Origin of the sequence: Actinocatenispora sera (assembly GCF_018324685.1) — a bacterium.
GTDB classification, from domain to species: Bacteria; Actinomycetota; Actinomycetes; order Mycobacteriales; family Micromonosporaceae; genus Actinocatenispora; species Actinocatenispora sera.
On the sequence record NZ_AP023354.1, the window covers coordinates 3221228 to 3237588 of the forward strand.

General features: G+C 71.5%; 19 protein-coding genes. 8 read left to right on the forward strand and 11 right to left on the reverse strand.

Features of this window, described 5'->3' with window-relative positions; translation table 11 throughout:
• Positions 1-31: 31 nt before the first annotated feature.
• From Asera_RS15475 to Asera_RS15485, 3 genes are read right to left on the reverse strand one after another with little or no spacing between them, the layout of a single operon-like run.
• Positions 32-907 carry an LLM class F420-dependent oxidoreductase gene (locus Asera_RS15475; RefSeq protein WP_030448672.1) on the reverse strand — a complete coding sequence of 292 codons (876 nt, stop codon included), beginning with the start codon at positions 905-907 and terminating at the stop codon, positions 32-34.
• A 43-nt stretch (positions 908-950) separates the two neighbouring features.
• A complete protein-coding gene (locus Asera_RS15480) occupies positions 951-1142 on the reverse strand; it encodes a DUF397 domain-containing protein (RefSeq protein WP_030448673.1) in 192 nt (63 codons plus the stop codon).
• Positions 1139-2062 (reverse strand): helix-turn-helix domain-containing protein, encoded by a 924-nt coding sequence (locus Asera_RS15485; RefSeq protein WP_084132479.1) that lies wholly within the window; start codon positions 2060-2062, stop codon positions 1139-1141. Before Asera_RS15485 ends, Asera_RS15480 begins: the two co-directional genes overlap by 4 nt.
• Positions 2063-2212: 150 nt before the next feature.
• Here Asera_RS15485 and Asera_RS15490 point away from each other — a divergent pair, with 150 nt between their 5' ends.
• A complete protein-coding gene (locus tag Asera_RS15490; RefSeq protein ID WP_157035086.1) occupies positions 2213-2545 on the forward strand; it encodes a hypothetical protein in 333 nt (110 codons plus the stop codon).
• A gap of 52 nt (positions 2546-2597) precedes the next feature.
• On the forward strand, positions 2598-2951 hold the full coding sequence (locus tag Asera_RS15495; RefSeq protein WP_030448676.1) for a VOC family protein: 354 nt from the start codon (positions 2598-2600) through the stop codon (positions 2949-2951).
• A 7-nt stretch (positions 2952-2958) separates the two neighbouring features.
• Here Asera_RS15495 and Asera_RS15500 read toward each other — a convergent pair whose 3' ends face one another.
• Complete coding sequence (locus Asera_RS15500) at positions 2959-3408, reverse strand: winged helix-turn-helix transcriptional regulator (RefSeq protein WP_030448677.1); 450 nt, start codon at positions 3406-3408, stop codon at positions 2959-2961.
• 88 nt (positions 3409-3496) lie between these two features.
• Between Asera_RS15500 and Asera_RS15505 the strand changes: the two genes are divergently transcribed.
• The 3 genes from Asera_RS15505 (at position 3497) to glgC (ending at position 5852) form a co-directional block, all read left to right on the forward strand.
• Positions 3497-4090 carry a dihydrofolate reductase family protein gene (locus Asera_RS15505; RefSeq protein ID WP_030448678.1) on the forward strand — a complete coding sequence of 198 codons (594 nt, stop codon included), beginning with the start codon at positions 3497-3499 and terminating at the stop codon, positions 4088-4090.
• A 46-nt stretch (positions 4091-4136) separates the two neighbouring features.
• The gene (locus tag Asera_RS15510; protein WP_244843899.1) at positions 4137-4514 is read left to right on the forward strand and encodes a PPOX class F420-dependent oxidoreductase; all 378 of its coding nucleotides are present in this window, start codon (positions 4137-4139) and stop codon (positions 4512-4514) included.
• Between the two features lie 111 nt (positions 4515-4625).
• Complete coding sequence (gene glgC / locus Asera_RS15515) at positions 4626-5852, forward strand: glucose-1-phosphate adenylyltransferase (protein ID WP_030448680.1); 1227 nt, start codon at positions 4626-4628, stop codon at positions 5850-5852.
• A gap of 10 nt (positions 5853-5862) precedes the next feature.
• On the opposite strand, the gene Asera_RS15520 is transcribed toward glgC, so the two are convergent.
• The 3 genes from Asera_RS15520 to Asera_RS15530 all read right to left on the reverse strand — a co-directional run bounded on the left by Asera_RS15520 (position 5863) and on the right by Asera_RS15530 (position 8829).
• Positions 5863-6054 carry a hypothetical protein gene (locus Asera_RS15520; RefSeq protein ID WP_157035087.1) on the reverse strand — a complete coding sequence of 64 codons (192 nt, stop codon included), beginning with the start codon at positions 6052-6054 and terminating at the stop codon, positions 5863-5865.
• Between the two features lie 63 nt (positions 6055-6117).
• A complete protein-coding gene (locus Asera_RS15525) occupies positions 6118-7134 on the reverse strand; it encodes a trypsin-like serine peptidase (RefSeq protein WP_157035088.1) in 1017 nt (338 codons plus the stop codon).
• A gap of 111 nt (positions 7135-7245) precedes the next feature.
• Complete coding sequence (locus Asera_RS15530; RefSeq protein WP_030448683.1) at positions 7246-8829, reverse strand: FAD-dependent oxidoreductase; 1584 nt, start codon at positions 8827-8829, stop codon at positions 7246-7248.
• A gap of 197 nt (positions 8830-9026) precedes the next feature.
• Between Asera_RS15530 and Asera_RS15535 the strand changes: the two genes are divergently transcribed.
• Positions 9027-10583: a glycosyltransferase family 39 protein gene (locus Asera_RS15535; RefSeq protein WP_030448684.1), complete on the forward strand. Its 1557-nt coding sequence runs from the start codon at positions 9027-9029 to the stop codon at positions 10581-10583.
• 70 nt (positions 10584-10653) lie between these two features.
• Here Asera_RS15535 and Asera_RS15540 read toward each other — a convergent pair whose 3' ends face one another.
• Together Asera_RS15540 and Asera_RS15545 are read right to left on the reverse strand one after the other, a co-directional pair.
• Complete coding sequence (locus Asera_RS15540; RefSeq protein WP_157035089.1) at positions 10654-10977, reverse strand: hypothetical protein; 324 nt, start codon at positions 10975-10977, stop codon at positions 10654-10656.
• Positions 10978-11110: 133 nt separating this feature from the next.
• Positions 11111-11755, reverse strand: a complete 645-nt coding sequence (locus Asera_RS15545) for an O-methyltransferase (protein WP_051802786.1) — start codon at positions 11753-11755, stop codon at positions 11111-11113.
• Positions 11756-11919: 164 nt separating this feature from the next.
• On the opposite strand from Asera_RS15545, the gene Asera_RS15550 reads away from it, so the two are divergent.
• Together Asera_RS15550 and Asera_RS15555 are read left to right on the forward strand one after the other, a co-directional pair.
• Positions 11920-13266 carry a S1C family serine protease gene (locus Asera_RS15550; RefSeq protein ID WP_051802787.1) on the forward strand — a complete coding sequence of 449 codons (1347 nt, stop codon included), beginning with the start codon at positions 11920-11922 and terminating at the stop codon, positions 13264-13266.
• Between the two features lie 170 nt (positions 13267-13436).
• Entirely contained in the window at positions 13437-13826 is a 390-nt protein-coding gene (locus tag Asera_RS15555) for a Sec-independent protein translocase subunit TatB (RefSeq protein WP_030448688.1), read from the forward strand.
• 3 nt (positions 13827-13829) lie between these two features.
• Here the strand turns inward: Asera_RS15555 and Asera_RS15560 are convergent, their stop codons facing one another.
• Entirely contained in the window at positions 13830-14786 is a 957-nt protein-coding gene (locus Asera_RS15560; RefSeq protein WP_030448689.1) for a sigma-70 family RNA polymerase sigma factor, read from the reverse strand.
• A gap of 195 nt (positions 14787-14981) precedes the next feature.
• The gene (locus Asera_RS15565) at positions 14982-16130 is read right to left on the reverse strand and encodes an Mrp/NBP35 family ATP-binding protein (protein WP_030448690.1); all 1149 of its coding nucleotides are present in this window, start codon (positions 16128-16130) and stop codon (positions 14982-14984) included.
• Positions 16131-16361 lie beyond the last annotated feature (231 nt).

Consider the following 16361-nt stretch of genomic DNA (forward strand, 5'->3'; position numbering starts at 1 on the left):
GCCTGGTCCGACGAGGGTCGCCGCCGGGTGGTCAGCCGATGGCGCTCAGGCGGGGGAGGACCTGCTGGGCGACCTTCTCGGTGAACTCCACCGGGTTCTGGCCGGGGTTGGGCATGACTCCCAGCTCGGTGATGCCGAGCTTGGCGTACTGCTCGGCCGCGGCGGCGAACCCGTCCGGATCGTCCAGTGGATCGACCGTGGCCAGCGCGGTCTTCGTGATCCGGTCGTAGTCGGTGCCCTCGTTGGTGCAGTGGGTACGCAGCACGTCGAGCTTGTGCGCGATGTCGTCCGGCGTGGTGGCGAACAGGTTGCAGGCGTCGCCGTACTTCGCGACCAGCCGCAGCGTCTTCTGCTCGCCGCCGCCACCGATCAGGATCGGCGGGTGCGGCCGGGTGATCGGCGCCGGCGAGCAGATGGTCTCCGCCAGCTGGTAGTGCTTGCCCTGGTAGGGACCGTCGTTGTCGCTCCACATCTGCTGGCAGATCTGGATCGTCTCCTCCAGCCGCTCGAACCGCTCCGCGACCGGCACCACCGGCACCCCGAGCGCGCGCTGCTCCCGCTCGTACCAGGACGCGCCGATGCCCAGCCGTGCCCGCCCCTCGGACAGCACGTCCAGGGTGGTGACGATCTTGGCAAGCAGCCCGGGGTAGCGGTACATCACGCCGGTCACCATCAGCCCGAGCGTGGCCCGGCTGGTGTGCCCCGCCACGTACCCCAGCGCGGTGTAGCCTTCCAGCATCGGTTCGGTGGCCTCGCCCTGCTGCTCCATCTGGAAGTAGTGGTCCATCACCGTGAAGCTGGCGAACCCGGCCTGGTCGGCCAGCCACGCGGAGCGCTCCAACGTCGGTGCGATCGACCGGACGTCGCCCGGCGTCGAGTAGGTCCAGTAGTGCAACCCGAGTTTCATGCCCACCCCTCAAAACTCCACCATGGACAGTCCACAGTGGACTTCAGTCGTACTGGCCGGCGCGCACCGTGGCGACGAAGGCGCGCCACGCGGCGGCATCGACGTCCAGCGTCGGCCCACTGCGATCCTTGGAGTCTCGCACCCCCACCGCCCCCGCGAACCGCACTTCCACACAAGACGCGTTGCTCGAGCTGCGACTCGACTTGAACCACTCGCCCGTGCGCTCGAACTTCACTTCGAGGCACGCCGCGTTGTTCGTGCTGCGGGTGGATTTGAACCATCGACCGATCGGGGGCATTGCAGCTCCTTCGCACGCTGACCGATCAGCTGGAGCGAGTCCTCGACGGTCAACGCCTTCTCGATCGCGTAGTGGAAGGCCATCGAAAATTCGCGAACCTGTGATGGGTCATCAGTGAGCGCCGTCGATGTGAGCGTCTCACACCACGCGATGGAGCGGAGTCGTGGGGATCCGAACGAAAGCACGTGGAACGGGCCGCCGAGCGCCGGATGCGCACCCGCCGTGAACGGCAGGACGCGCACCTCGATGTGCTCGCTTTCCTGCGCCAGCCGGGCGACCCGGTCGAGTTGCTCGTGCATGACGGCAGGTCCGCCCACCTCTTGGTGGAGGGCACCCTCGCCCAGGATCACCACCAGTTTGAGGTGTGGGGGCGACGAGACACGCGCTTGTCGTCGGAGGCGGCACTCGACTCGCTGATCGACTTCGGTGAGCCGGATGTAGGGCGATCCATCCGCGATCACGGCTCGTGCGTACGACTCGGTCTGGAGCATCCCCGGCACCAGGCACCCTTCGTAGGACAGACAGGTCTCGGCGCCGGCTTCGAAGCCGAAGTAGCGCTGGAGTTCGGCGCTGAACAGGCCTGAGTACTCCTGCCACCAGGCCTTTTCGTTGGCGCCCAAGCGAAGTTGTTCCAGCTCGGCGGCCTCGTCGGTGTCGATGTCGTAGATCCGGCAGAGCTGGGCGAGCCGGGCCGCGGTGAGCTTCGGCCGGCCGGCCTCGGTCATCGAGATGAACGTCTGGGTGCACGGGATGCGTTTCGCGACGGCCGTGGCGGTCAGGCCGAGCTGCTCGCGCCGTTCGCGCAGCCGGAGACCCAGCTCCCAGCCCTTGACGACGGGCGACGTTGCCGTACTCATCGGTACTCCTTGTCGGTCATGCCGGGAACACGGTATGCCGTCGTGGTGGATGGTGCAATGAATGTGGATGGGCTGGTTCTATAACCATGACTTGTTGTATCGTGCCGGCAACCGCAATTCGTCACAAGATGGGAGCTGAGAGTCATGTGGGTGGGGACGGCGCGGGGGATGCACTACATCGACGACGAGGACCGGGATGCGTACTGCTTCGCGCTGACCCGGCTGGTCGGTGACGATCCGGTCGACCTGGACGGGTGCGTCATCGGCAGCATGCAGGTGGTGGCCGAGGAGCAGACGGTCGAGCAGGTCAAACGCGGCATGCGCGGCTGGGCGCTCGCCACCCTCGCGGCCGGCCGGTACGGCTTCGGCCGGTACGAGGTGGCGATGGGGGTGCGGGACCGGGACGGCGACCTGGACGCGCGATGTGGACACGAGGTCATCGACTGGGACGGGGACCGCGAGCTGGTGCCCGCGGGCGGTTGAACGCTCGGCAATATCGGCGTGCCGACGGCCGGCGCCGACCTACCGTGCCGGTATGGGACTGCACATCGAGATGGTGACCATCGACTGCGCCCAGCCGCGCGTGCTGGCCCGGTTCTGGTCGGCCGCGCTGGACGTGGCGGCGGTGTTCGAGTCCGACGAGTTCGTCCTGCTCGGCGCGGGCGGTGACGGCGAGCCGGAGCTGGGACTGCAGCAGGTACCGGAGGCCAAGGCCGGGAAGAACCGGGTGCACGTGGACCTGCGTACCGACGATGTGCCGGCGCAGGTCGACCGGCTCGTCGCGATCGGCGCCAGCAAGGTCGCCGAGCACGCGATGCCCGGCCTGCACTGGACGGTCCTGACCGATCCCGCCGGCAACGAGTTCTGCGTCGGCTCCCGCGAGGCCTGAGGCGGCGTCAGGAGGCGGCGGGGCCGGGCAGGATGTCGACGTCGGTGGCGTGCATGGGCTCGCCGCAGTGGTTGCAGCGCAGGTCGACGCCGCTGATCTCGCCGCAGGTGTGGTGCCGGTAGAGCACCGGGGGGCCGGCCTCGCCGGCGAGCCAGCGGTCGCCCCAGCCGACCATCACCATCAGCAGGTCGATCAGTTCGGTCCCCTTGCGCGTCAGGCGGTACTCGTAGCGCGGCCGCCGGTCGTACGGGTGGCGTTCGAGCACGCCGTGGTCGACCAGGTGGTTGAGCCGCTCGGTGAGGACCTTGCGGGAGATGCCGAGGTCGGCCTGAAGGTCGTCGAACCGCCGCATCCCGACCCACACGTCGCGCAGGATCAGCGGCGACCAGGGCTCGCCGATCACGTCGAGGGTGCGGGCGATGGAACAGACCATCGCGCCGAAGTTCGTGCGCTGCATGCGACCAGTCTAGCCATTGGGGTTCCCTTACGAAACTCCAACTGCTACGGTCATGGAGTCTCTTGAAGGAACTCCAAGGAGCGCGACGATGAGCAAGGTCTTCAGTGCACTGGCGGTGTCGGTCGACGGGTTCATCACCGGCCGCGACCCCGGCGCCGATCGCGGCCTCGGCGACGGTTCGGTGCTGTTCGACTGGTACGGCAGCGGCGACGTGCCCAGCCGGCTGTTCGACGGCTTCCGGCTCACCGAGCCCAGCGCGCGGGTCTTCGACGACCTCGCCGGCCGCATCGGCGCGGTGATCGTCGGCCGCAACACCTACGAGGACTCCAGCCACTTCGGTGGCGGCAGTCCGCACCCGACCGCGCCGGTCTTCGTCGTCACGCACCGGCCCGCCCCGGACATCACCGACCGGCAGACGCTGGTCACCACCGGGATCGAGGACGCGGTCGCGGCCGCCCGCGACGCGGCCGGCGGCAAGGACGTCGGCCTGATGGGGGGCGGCGTGGTCACCGCCGCGCTGCGCGCCGGGCTCGTCGACGAGCTGGTGTTGCACCAGGTCCCGGTCCTGCTCGGCGCCGGCCGCCGCTACTTCCAGGGCCTCCCCGAGCACGTACGGCTGCGCCTGGTCGACGTGACCCCGGCACCCGACGTCACCCACCTGCACTACCAGGTCGAACGCTGACCCGCCCGAACCCCGACCACCCTCGAACCCCCGAACGGAGCTGATCATGATGGTGAACCCCGAGGTACAACGCGTGCTCGACGGCACCCCGATCGCGCACCTGGCCAGCCTGCTGCCCGACGGCGCCCCGCACAGCGTCCCGGTCTGGATCGGTACGCACGGCGACCACGTGGTGATCATGACCGGTCCGGGCAGCCGGAAGGCCCGCAACCTGCGCCGCGACCCCCGCGTCGCGCTGTCGCTGACCGAACCGGACAACCCGTTCCGGCCGGTGATCCTGCGCGGGCGGGTGGTGGAGTGGGTGACCGGCGACGCCGGTTGGGAGATCGTCGACCGGATCGCGGCGAAGTACCTCGGCGGACCGTACTCGCGGGACGAGGAGCGGGTCGTCGCGCTGATCGAGCCGGACCACCAGCTCGCCTGACGCCGGGCGGCCGGTGTCGGAGTGCCGGCGCGGATGGCGCGCGGATCAGCAGCGCGTTAACAGGCTGTGTCCCAGGGTGCCGCGGAGCGCGATGGCGGCTATGGTTCGGACATGGCACGCGGGGCACGGGTCTTGGGCATCGTTCTCGCCGGCGGCGAGGGCAAACGGCTGATGCCGCTGACCGCCGACCGGGCGAAGCCCGCGGTGCCGTTCGGCGGGCAGTACCGGTTGATCGACTTCGTGCTGTCCAACCTGGTCAACGCCGGCTACCTCAAGCTGTGCGTGCTCACCCAGTACAAGTCGCACTCGCTGGACCGGCACATCTCGCAGACCTGGCGGATGAGCGCGATGCTCGGGCAGTACATCACGCCGGTGCCGGCGCAGCAGCGGCTCGGCCCCCGGTGGTACACCGGCTCGGCGGACGCGATCTTCCAGTCGCTCAACCTGGTGTACGACGAGGGTCCCGACTACATCATCGTGTTCGGCGCCGACCACGTGTACCGGATGGACCCGCGGCAGATGGTCGAGGCGCACATCGCCTCCGGTGTCGCCGCGACCGTCGCCGGCATCCGGGTACCGCGGGACGACGCGCGGGCGTTCGGGGTGATCGAGACCGGCGAGGACGGCAAGACCATCACCCGGTTCCTGGAGAAGCCGGCGCAGCCGCCGCCGATCCCCGGCGACGAGGCGCACGCGTACGCCTCGATGGGCAACTACGTGTTCACCGCGGACGCGCTGATCGACGCGCTGCGCACCGACTCGGAGGACCCGGCATCGGCGCACGACATGGGCGGCAACATCATCCCGATGCTGGTCGACAAGGGCGACGCCGCGGTCTACGACTTCGCCGCGAACGACGTGCCCGGCGCCACCGAGCGCGACCGCGGCTACTGGCGCGACGTCGGCACCATCGACGCGTACTACGCCGCGCACCTCGACCTGGTCTCGCTGCACCCGGTGTTCAACCTGTACAACAGCGACTGGCCGATCCGCGGGCACGTGCCGCCGCTGCCGCCGGCGAAGTTCGTGCTCGGTGGCCGGGCGTACGAGTCGCTGGTGTCCGCCGGCTGCATCGTCACCGGTACGGTCGCCCGCTCGGTGCTGTCGCCCGACGTGATGGTCGAGGACGGCGCCTGGGTGGAGGACTCGGTGCTCTCCGACGGGGTACGGGTCGGCCGCGGTGCGGTGGTCCAGCACGCCATCCTGGACAAGAACGTCGTCGTGCCGGCCGGCGCCCACCTCGGCACCGACCTGGGCCGCGACCGCGAGTTCCACACCGTCACCGACTCCGGCATCGTCGTGCTCGGCAAGGGCGAACCGGTCCACCGGCACCGCTGAGCCGCCGCGGTCAGTTCCCGCCCTTCGGCATCGGGACACCGCTGGTGATCTCGTGCTGGGAGGGCTGCTGCGAGTGGTGCGTGGGGCTGGCGGGAGCGGGCCCGTGGCCGGCGCCGTCCGACGATGACCGCACCGCCCACGCGACACCGATGGCGATCGCGACCACCATGACGCCCACCAGCGCCCAACCGAGCACGCGCATCGTCGCCACCGCCTTTCCTGCCCGTCGCCGGCCGTGCGGAACGGCCGACGCCGATGCGGACCGTCACGTGGTGTAGGACGCCACCTCGTTGTAGAGGTTCATCACGTCGGTGTCGAAGTAGGGACTGTAGCTGACGTCGTCCGGGCCGTGGCTGACGATGCCGTCCACGTAGCCGAGATAGGTGCTGTTGTTGTACCGGTCGAAGAACGGTCCACCGCTGGAACCACCGGTCAGCAGGCAGTCGAAACCGATCTGCTCGCTGCCATGCGGATAGATGTTGTTCTGGCAGTAGTACTGCCATTCACCGTCGAACGGATCCTCCGCCGGGTAGGCAAGGATCGTGATGTACAGGTCCTTCGGGTAGTTGAACTCGATGCCGTCGCCGCCGACCGTGTCCACGAGCCGGGTGCCGTCGTTGCGCCAGACGTTGACGAAGCCGACGTCCCAGTCGCTGTCGCCGTCGCTGGTCCAGCCCTGGAAGGTGGTCAGCTGCGCGGCGTACCAGGTGCCGTAGGGACGATCGCCGTGGTCGTAGTACGGCACGAACTGCCAGTTGGTCATCCACTTCGAATGGTCGGCGTCGTAGACGCAGTGCCCGGCGGTGGACACCAGGTTCTTCGCCGACCCGTTGACCGCGCTACCGGAGCAGACGTAGTCGAGCCCGTCGCCCGGATCGTGGAAGAAGACCTTACCGACGGTCGGCGACGCGTTGATCGTGGTCGCCGGCTGAATACCGGTACCGGCATGCGCCGCGGCCGCCGCGGCCGGCTGGTGTGTGGGCGTGGCCGGCGCGACGCTGCGGCGCGGCCCGGTCGGGGTCGGCTGGTCACGGGCCGAGCCGTGTGGTTTCGCGCCGTCGGCGGGGATGGCGCGCGCCATCCGTTCCGGCGTCCAGTACTTGGCGACGGCGTTGCGCACCGACGCGCGGTCGGTCGCCGCGGTGCCGGAGGCGTGGGCGGTCGCCGACACCGCCGCGGCTGGACTGGGTGCCGCGACGGCCGGGCTGCTGACGGCGACGGCGAGCAGGATCGTGGAGCACGCGCTCAGAGCGATGAGGGGGGCGCGAAGCGAGGGTCGCACGATGATCCTCCCGAACGTGAGGAGACGCCACAACGAGTGGCAGGTCGGCATCCTACGCACGATCTCGGGGGAAACAAACCTTCCGTTGCGAAGTTTGCCCTCGGTGGGATTTTACCGACATGGCGACCGTCGCGCAGGTCCGAACCAGGTCGTCAACGCCGTCGACAGCGCCGCCAGGTCGGCCGGTGCCGTACCGTCGGCGACCCAGGCGAGGTGGCCGTCCGGGCGGACCAGCAGGCCGGTGAGGTCGCCGACGTTCGTGGCCCGCGCGGTGACCACCCGGACCCTGCCGGCGTACCCGGCCGCCGCCGCGCCCACCGCCGGGTCGTCGGCCAGGTCCAGCAACAGGCCGGCGCGGTCGGTGGTCAGCTCGGCCAGCGGCACCGACCCGTCCGCGGTGACCAGCCCCGGATCCGGGCAGAACCGGCCGAGCAGCGGGTGCCCGTCGCTCGCGTACCGCACGTCCAGCCCGCCGATCATCGAGGTCAGGTACCAGTTGACCTGCTCCAGGTCCATCAGCTCGGTGAACAGGTCGCGCAGCGCGGCGGACTGCGGGTCCGGCCGCAGCAGCGCCAGCTGCGCCCGGGTGTTCGCGAGCACCCGCTCGGCGACCGGGTGCCGCTCCCCGCTGTAGCTGTCCAACAGCGTCTCGTCGGCGTCGCCGGCCAGCACCGCGGCGAGCTTCCAGCCGAGGTTCGCCGCATCCCCGATCCCCAGGTTCAGTCCCTGCCCGCCGAACGGCGAGTGCACGTGCGCGGCGTCGCCGGCGAGCAGTACCCGGCCCCGCCGGTACCCGTCGGCCAGCCGGGCGTTGTCGGTGAACCGGGTGCCGGTGCGCATCGCGGTGACCGTGACGTCGACGCCGCTGACCCGGCGGATGCTCGCCTGCACCTCTGCGGCGGTGACCGGCGCGTCCCGGTCCGCCGGCGGCCCGTCGAACTCGACCGTGAGCACCCGGCCGGGGAACGGCCCGTACACCATCAGGCCGGTGTCGGTGCGGTTCCAGCCCATCGCCAGCCCGTCCGCACCGGTCAGCTCCACGATCGCCTGGTGCCCGGTCATGGTCGGCGCCGTACCGGGGAACGCGAAGCCGGTGAGCCGCCGCACCGTGCTGCGGCCACCGTCGCAACCCACCAGGTACCGGCACCGCACCGGCTCGCCGCTGGCCAGCGTGACGGTCACCCCGTCGTCGTCGGCGACCACGCCGGTGACCTCGGCGCCGCGCCGGACCGTCCCGCCGAGCCGGGCGACCCACCGGTCCAGCACCCGCTCCAGCTCCAGCTGCGGCATGATCATCATCGGCCGGCCGATCGACGCCCGGCCCGCCTCGCCGGCCTCGAACAGCCCGCGCGGCCGCAGCTCCAGCAGTTCCATCGCCACCGGCAGCTCCTCGGGCGTGAACCCGAGCTTGAAGATGCCGGCGAAGTGGCCGCGCGCGCCCGGCCTGCCCCCGCCCCGGGCCGGCTTCGCCACCGCCGCCATGATCCGCTGCTCGATCTCCGCCAGCTCGGCACCGAGCCCGGCCCGCTCCAGCACCTCGACGGTACGGCCGCTGATCGAACCTGCCTTGATCGTGTCGCTCGGTTCGGTCAACCGCTCCAGCACCGTCACCGACACACCTCGGGTGAGCAGCTCGCCGGCGACCATCAGGCCGACCGGACCGCCACCGACCACCACCACGTCTGCATCCGTCATGCCGCGAAGCGTCCGGCCCGACGCTGGCAGCATCCGCACCGCCGGCTGACAGCCGCTGCCAGGCCGCTGGCAGCGCGGCCCGGTCTGCCCGAGGCCAGTCGTTCCCTTTACTGCCGTTTCGTAGATACCGACACCGGTTTGCGAGGGTCTGCGGTGCGGGCCGGACGCAGCCCCCGCGACCGCTCTAGGATCCGCGGATGGACGGTGCGCCGCCGCAGACGCGGCCGACCCCGCTGTACTGGCGCGCTCTGCTGCCGGTCGCCCTGGTACTGATCGCGGCGCTGCTCGCGCTCGCCACCCGGTACGGCTACCACCGCGACGAGCTCTACTTCCGGCTGCTCGGCCGGCATCTGGCCATCGGCTACGTCGACCAGCCGGTCGGCACGCCGGCGCTGGCCCGGCTGTTCACCGCGCTGTTCGGCGACAACCTCGTCGCGCTGCGGCTGCCCGCGGCCCTGGCCGCCGCCGGTATCGCCCTGCTTGCCGCGGCGCTCGCCGCCGAGTTCGGCGCCGGCCGCCGCGGCCAGCTGCTCGCCGCGATCGGTACCGCGACCGGGGTGTTCCCGTTGATCGGCGGGCACGTGCTGCTCACCTCGTCGGTCGATCTGCTGATCTGGCTCGGCACCATCCTGTGCTCGGTCCGGGCGCTGCTGCGCGACCCGCGCTGGTGGCTCGCGGCGGGCGCCGTCGCCGGGGTCGGGCTGCTCAACAAGCAGCTGATCGTGCTGCTCGCGATCGGGCTCGCGGTCGGCCTCGCCGCCCTCGGGCCACGCCGTACGCTGCGCGACCGGTACCTGTGGCTCGGCGTCGCGGTGGCCGCGGTGCTCGGCGCGCCGAGCATCGTCTACCAGATCGCCCACGGGTTCCCGCAGCTCGCGATGGCGTCCGCGCTGTCGGCCGACGACGGTACCGAGAACCGGATCGAGTTCGTCCCGTTCCAGCTGGTCCTGCTCGGACCGCTGCTGGCGCCGATCTGGTTCGCCGGGCTTGGCGCCCTCGCCCGCCGCCCGGCCTGGCGACCGGTGCGCTGCCTGGTGATCGCCTACCCGGTGGCCGGGCTGATCGCGCTGATCGGGGGCGGTCGGGCCGACTACGTCATCGGCCTGGTCGTGGCGTTCTTCGCGACCGGCTGCGCCGTGCTCGACGCCGACCCCGCCACCACCGGAGAGGTCGGTGCCCGGTCTGCCGGCTCGCCGTCCGCCGGTGCCGCGGACCGGGCCATGCCGGGTGCGCGGCGGCGGCGCTGGCTGCGGCTGGCGGTGGCCGCGGTCGCGGTCGACGCGGTGATCGCGACCCTGATCTCGCTGCCGGTCCTGCCGGTGCGGGTGGCTGGGCAGACCCCGATCCCGGGGCTCAATCCGACCATGCGCGACGCGGTCGGCTGGCCGGCCTACGTCCACCAGGTCGAGGCGGTGTACCGCAGCGTGCCCGAGCCGGCCGCCACCGCGCTGCTGGCCGCCAACTACGGCGAAGCCGGCGCCCTCGACCGGTTCGGCACCGGACTCCCCACTGTCCATAGTGGACAGAACGAGCTGTGGGAGCAGGGCCCGCCACCGGACACCGCCACCGCCGCGGTGGTCGTCGGCCTGGAGCCGGCCGACCTGCCCGGCGTGTTCGCGCACTGCGAGGTACGCGCCCGGCTGGACAACGGCGTCGGCGTCGACAACGAGGAGCAGGGCCGCGCCGTGCTGTTCTGCACCGGTCGCACCGCCGGCTGGCCCGCCCTCTGGCCCCGCCTCCACCACCTGGACTGACCGCCCCCGCCGTCCGGCGCACGTGCCGGAACGGGGCCGCTGGGGCCAGGGACCGGCGCCCGCCGGGAGGTCAGTGGCCGTACGGGCAGCGGGAGCCGCGCCAGTGGTCGACGCAGTAGGAGCGCTCGCAGACCGGGCAGAAGTACGGCGCCCAGGCCGGGTCCCGGTCGTACAGCACGCCGGGCAGGTCGTCGTCAGCCGACCGGACCCGGTGCGCCAGCCGCTCGTCGCCCAGCGGCTCGGCCACGTCGGTCGCGCCGAAGCCGGACACCATCAGGGTGGCGTTGTCGCCGGGGCCGGGCAGCAGCTCCACCATCGCAGCCGCCTGGCGGCAGCCGTGGTACTGGCAGGCGACGGCGGTGCGGGTTCGCGCCGGAGGTGTTGAGTCGAGCACCTGGCAAGTGTGCCGAAAGCCCACAACCTGATCTATTCGCAAGATCACTTTGATCAGATGTTGACACATCCGGCCCGGCGGCCAGCGGCGAAACGTGGGTGCATCGTCCCGCCCCGGGCCGCTCCGTGCCCGATCAGCGGGCGCCGTTCGTGCGGACCGCGGTGAGCAGGCCGTCGGCGACCGGGAGCAGCGCGGGCAGCCAGTCGTCGCTGTCGCGTACCGACTTGGCCAGCTCGCGCAGCGTCACGCTCTGCGGGTCGCGCGCCGCCGGGTCGGGCACCCGGCCACCGCCGAGCGCGCCGGCCACCGCCACCACGCCGCCCGGTCGCAGCAGCCGGTACGCCTCCGCCACGTACTGCGGGTACTCGGTCCGGTCACCGTCGACGAACACCATGTCGTACGCGCCGTCGGCCAGCCGCGGCAGCACGTCCAGCGCGCGGCCGGCGATCAGCCGGGTCCGGGACGGGGTGAAGCCGCCCTCCCGGAACGCCAGCCTGGCCTGCCGCTGGTGCTCCGGCTCCAGATCGATGGTGGTGAGCACGCCGTCCGGGCGCATGCCGCGCAGCAGCCAGACCGAGCTGACGCCGACCCCGGTACCGACCTCGACCACCGCCCGGGCACCGGCCGCCGCGGTGAGCAGGCGCAGTGCGGCGCCGGTACCGGTATCCACCGGATCGACGCCGATCTCGGTCGAACGGGCACGGGCGTCCGCCAGTACGTAGTCTTCGGCAACGTACGACTCGGCGAAAACGTGGCTCTGCGGTCCCAGGGTGGCCATGGCCTAGAGCCTAAGGAATGATCCGTCCGACTCGGGGATGCCATGACGTGTAATCCTGGAATACGGCGCCACCGGGTTGTCCGACGCGGGCGAACGCGGTGCCACCGCACGCTCACCGCGTGCACGACCGGGATACCCGGACACTGGGGAGAGGTGGACCAAGGGTGACCGACGGCAGCACGAGCGGTTTCCCCGACCCGCAGTGGTCGAGTGGTGGGCAGCGCCCACCGACCGCGTGGCCGGGCGGCGCGCCGCAGCCCCCGACGCCACCGCCACCGTCCCCACCGCAGCGCTCGTCGGCCTGGTGGTCCAGCGGCGGCGGTCACGATCCGTGGCGAAACCCGCAGACCCCGGCGGTACTGCTGCACCAGACCAACGGTGAGCCGGGGCCGCCGCTCGATCCGGTCCCCGACCCGCCGGCGCCCGGTGCGGCGCCCCGCCGTTCGGTCGGGCTGGCGGTGACGATCGTGGTCGCGCTGCTCGCCGGGGCGCTGGGCGGAGCGCTCGGCTACCTCGGCGCCTCCGGCGGCGGCACCGGCCACGGCGTGCTCGGCGCCTCCGCGACCGACAAGCCGAAGGCCGCCGACCGGGCCCCCGAGTCGGTGTCGGCGGTGGTCAAGAAGGCGTTGCCGAGCGTGGTGACGATCCTGATCCGGACCGACAAGATGGAGGGCAACGGCTCCGGCTTCGTCATCTCCTCGTCCGGCTACATCCTGACCAACAACCACGTCGCGGCGGCCGGTTCCGGCGGCGAGCTGAAGGTCGCGTTCTCCGACGGGACCACGGCCGACGCCACCGTCAAGGGCACCGACCCGGAGTCCGACCTGGCGGTGCTCAAGGTCGACAAGAGCGGGCTGACCCCGATCAAGTTCGGCGACTCCGACCGGATCGCGGTCGGTGATCCGGTGATCGCGATCGGCGCGCCGTACGGGCTGTCCAACACCGTCACCACCGGCATCATCAGCGACCTCGACCGGCCGGTGATCACCGGCAAGGACGAGAGCAGCGAGGCGTACATGGCGGCGATCCAGACCGACGCCGCCATCAACCACGGCAACTCCGGCGGCCCGCTGCTGGACGGTGCCGGCCGGGTCATCGGCGTCAACACCGCCATCCGCACCGCGGACGAGTCCGGCTCGGACGAGAACAGCGGGGGGAACATCGGCCTCGGCTTCTCCATCCCGATCAACCAGGCCAAACGGGTCGCCGACGACATCATCCAGACCGGCAAGGCACGCCGCACCGTGATCGGCGCCACCGTGGACAGCTCGTACGACAGCACCGCCGGCGCGCGAATCAACAAGGTCGTCGGCGGTGGCCCCGCGGACAAGGCCGGGCTCGAGGACGGCGACGTGATCGTGCGCTACGACGGCCAGCTCGTCGGCTCCGGCACCGATCTGATCGCGTTCGTGCGCAAGGACGCGCCGGGCACGGTCGTCCCGGTCGAGTACGAGCGGGACGGCGCCAAGCACAGCGCCAACGTCACCCTCGGTGCCGCCACCCAGAACTGACCCGGTCGGCCGATCCGATACCTCCGGTTCGTCGTCGGTGCCGGGTTCGCGCGGCGAGGTCGGCGAAGAGGCACCGACCGCGGAGTCCCACACCGGTCGGCCCGGTGCGTAAGGTGGGTGCGTTGCCCGGGGTTCGCGACGACCCCGGGCCCGCAGGGTGAGGAGCGTGGATGTTCGACAGTCTCGGCTGGCCGGAGATCTTGGTGCTCGTCCTCATCGGCCTGTTCATCTTCGGCCCGGACAAGCTGCCGAAGTTGATCTCCGACGGGGTCAACATGATCCGGCAGTTGCGCCGGATGGCCACCAACGCCACCGGCGACCTGTCCCGCGAGCTCGGCACCGACATCTCGCTGGAAGACCTGCACCCGAAGACGTTCGTGCGCAAGCACATCCTGTCCGAGGACGACCAGGACGCCATCCTGCGGCCGTTCAAGGAGGTCTACTCGGAGGCCAGCGACACCGCCGGCTCCCTCGACCTCAACTCGGCACTCAACGACGACGAGCCGGCGGCCGACGCCGGCCCGCGCCGGCGCCCCCGCTTCGACGTCGACGCCACCTGAGCGTCAGTCGAGCCGGGCCGGCAGGCCGAACAGCGGGAACAGCCGCTCGGTGTCCAGGAAGCTGTGCCAGGCGGTGATGCTGTCGCCGTTGGTCTCGATGATCTGCAGCGCCCACGGCGCATGCCCGCCGTCGGGACTCGGCCGGTACTGACCGAAGGCGGCCGAACCGTTCGCACTGGCCGGGATCAGCCGGGAACCCTGGCACTCCGCGCCGGGGCCACGCAGCCAGTCGAGGATGTCGGCCCGGCCGGACAGCCACAGCGGCAGCGGCGGCATCGACATGATCGCGTCCTGCCGCAGCAGCGCGGTCAGCGACTCCAGATCGTATTGTTCGAAGGCGGTGAGGTAGCGGGCGAGCAGGTCGCGCTGTGCGTCGTCGAGCGGCTTCACCGGCTCGGCGGCGTCGCGCTCGGCCATCGTCGCCCTGGCCCGCTGCAGCGCGCTGTTGACGCTGGCCACCGTCGTGTCCAGCAGTTCGGCGACCTCCGAGGCCGGGAACGCGAGCACCTCGCGCAGGATCAGCACCGCCCGCTGCCGCGGCGGCAGCGACTGCAGCACCGCCACGAACGCCAACCGGACCGAGTCGCGGTGCGCCGCGAGCTCCGCCGGGTCGCCGGACTCCGGCAGCATCCGGTCGTCGGGGGCCGGGCCGATCCAGGTCGCCTCGGGCAGCGCGTCGGGGATGGAGCCGCCGGACCAGTTGTTGGTCAGATCCATCGGGCGGGCCCGGCGCTGGGTGCCCTTGACCATGTCGAGGCAGACGTTGGTGGCGATGCGGTAGAGCCAGGTGCGCACCGACGCGCGACCCTCGAACGAGCCGAACCCGCGCCAGGCCCGCACCAGCGTCTCCTGCACGGCGTCCTCGGCCTCGAACGCCGAGCCGAGCATGCGGTAGCAGTATCCGGTCAGCTCCGTGCGGTGCGGTTCGAACCGCTCCGCGACAACGGTGTCGCTGGTCACGCGTCCCCCCGGCGTCGAGTCGGCCACCTCGGCCGATCAGGGCGCCGAGTCTACGACGGCCCCCCGACGTTTTCGGGCTGCTCGCGTCAGCTCCGACCGAATGACCGATGACGATCCCGCGGCCGAGGAGAACGAGCGGGCGATCAGGCTCGGGAGGGCGAGCGGGCGATCAGGCTCGGGAGGGCGAGCGGGCGATCAGGCGGGGGAGAGGCCCAGGGAACGGCCGGCCAGGCTCTCCCGGCGCACCGCGAGCCGGTCGGCCACCGCCGACAACGCCACCGCGGCGGGCGACTCGGCATCGGACAGCACGACCGGGTCACCGGCGTCGCCGGCCTCCCGTACCCGGGTGTCCAGCGGGATCTGGCCGAGCAGCGGCACCTCGGCGCCGATCGTGGTGGACAGCGTCTCGGCGACCCGGGCGCCCCCGCCGGCGCCGAAGACCTCCATCCGCTCCCCGGACGGCAGCTCCAGCCAGGACATGTTCTCCACCACGCCGACCAGCCGTTGGTGGGTCTGCAGCGCGATCGCGCCGGCCCGCTCCGCCACCTCGGCGGCGGCCAGCTGCGGCGTGGTCACGACCAGCAGCTCGGCGGTGGGCAGCAGCTGGGCGATGGAGATCGCCACGTCGCCGGTGCCCGGCGGCAGGTCGAGCAGCAGCACGTCCAGATCGCCCCAGTACACGTCGGCGAGGAACTGGGTGAGCGCCCGGTGCAGCATCGGGCCGCGCCACACCACCGCCGCGTTGCCCTGGGTGAACATCCCGATGGAGATGACCTTCAGCCCGTGCGCCGCCTGCGGCGGCATGATCATGTCCTCGACCCGGGTCGGGCGGTCGGTGACGCCGAGCATCCGCGGCACCGAGTGGCCGTAGATGTCCGCGTCGACCACGCCGACCGACAGGCCGCGGGCGGCCAGCGCCGCGGCCAGGTTGACCGTCACGCTGGACTTGCCGACGCCACCCTTGCCGGAAGCCACCGCGTACACCCGGGTGCGCGAGCCGGGCTGGGCGAACGGGATGACCGGCTCGCCGCCACCCGCGCTGCCGCGCAGCTTGGACTGCAGGTCGCGGCGCTGCTGCTCGGTCATCACGCCGAAGTCGACCCGGACCGAGGTCACCCCCGGCACCGCGCCGACCTCGCGCGAGATGTCGGTCTGCAGGGTGTCGCGCAGCGGGCAGCCGGCGACGGTCAGCAGCAGGCCGACGGTGACGCCGCCGTCCGCGTCGATGTCGATCGAGCGGACCATGTCCAGCTCGGTGACGGGGCGGCGGATCTCCGGGTCCTGCACCTTCGACAGTGCGGTGCGGATCTGCGGTTCGAGCTCGGCAATGGCAGGGGCGGACATGTTCCCCATGCTACGAGCCCGTTCGCGGTTCGCCCGCCGAGGTCGACGTGACCCGCGGCTCGTCACCCTCGGACCGGCCGCCGGCTCCTGCCCGGTCGTGCCCGACTCGTACCGTTCCCTGGGGGATGTTCCGATCCCGGACTGCGCTGGCAAGGGGGAAAGCCCGCGGAAAGGGTTTACCTGGCCCATTCGACTGGTGCAGGATTCCTTCGACATCTGGACGGATGGAGG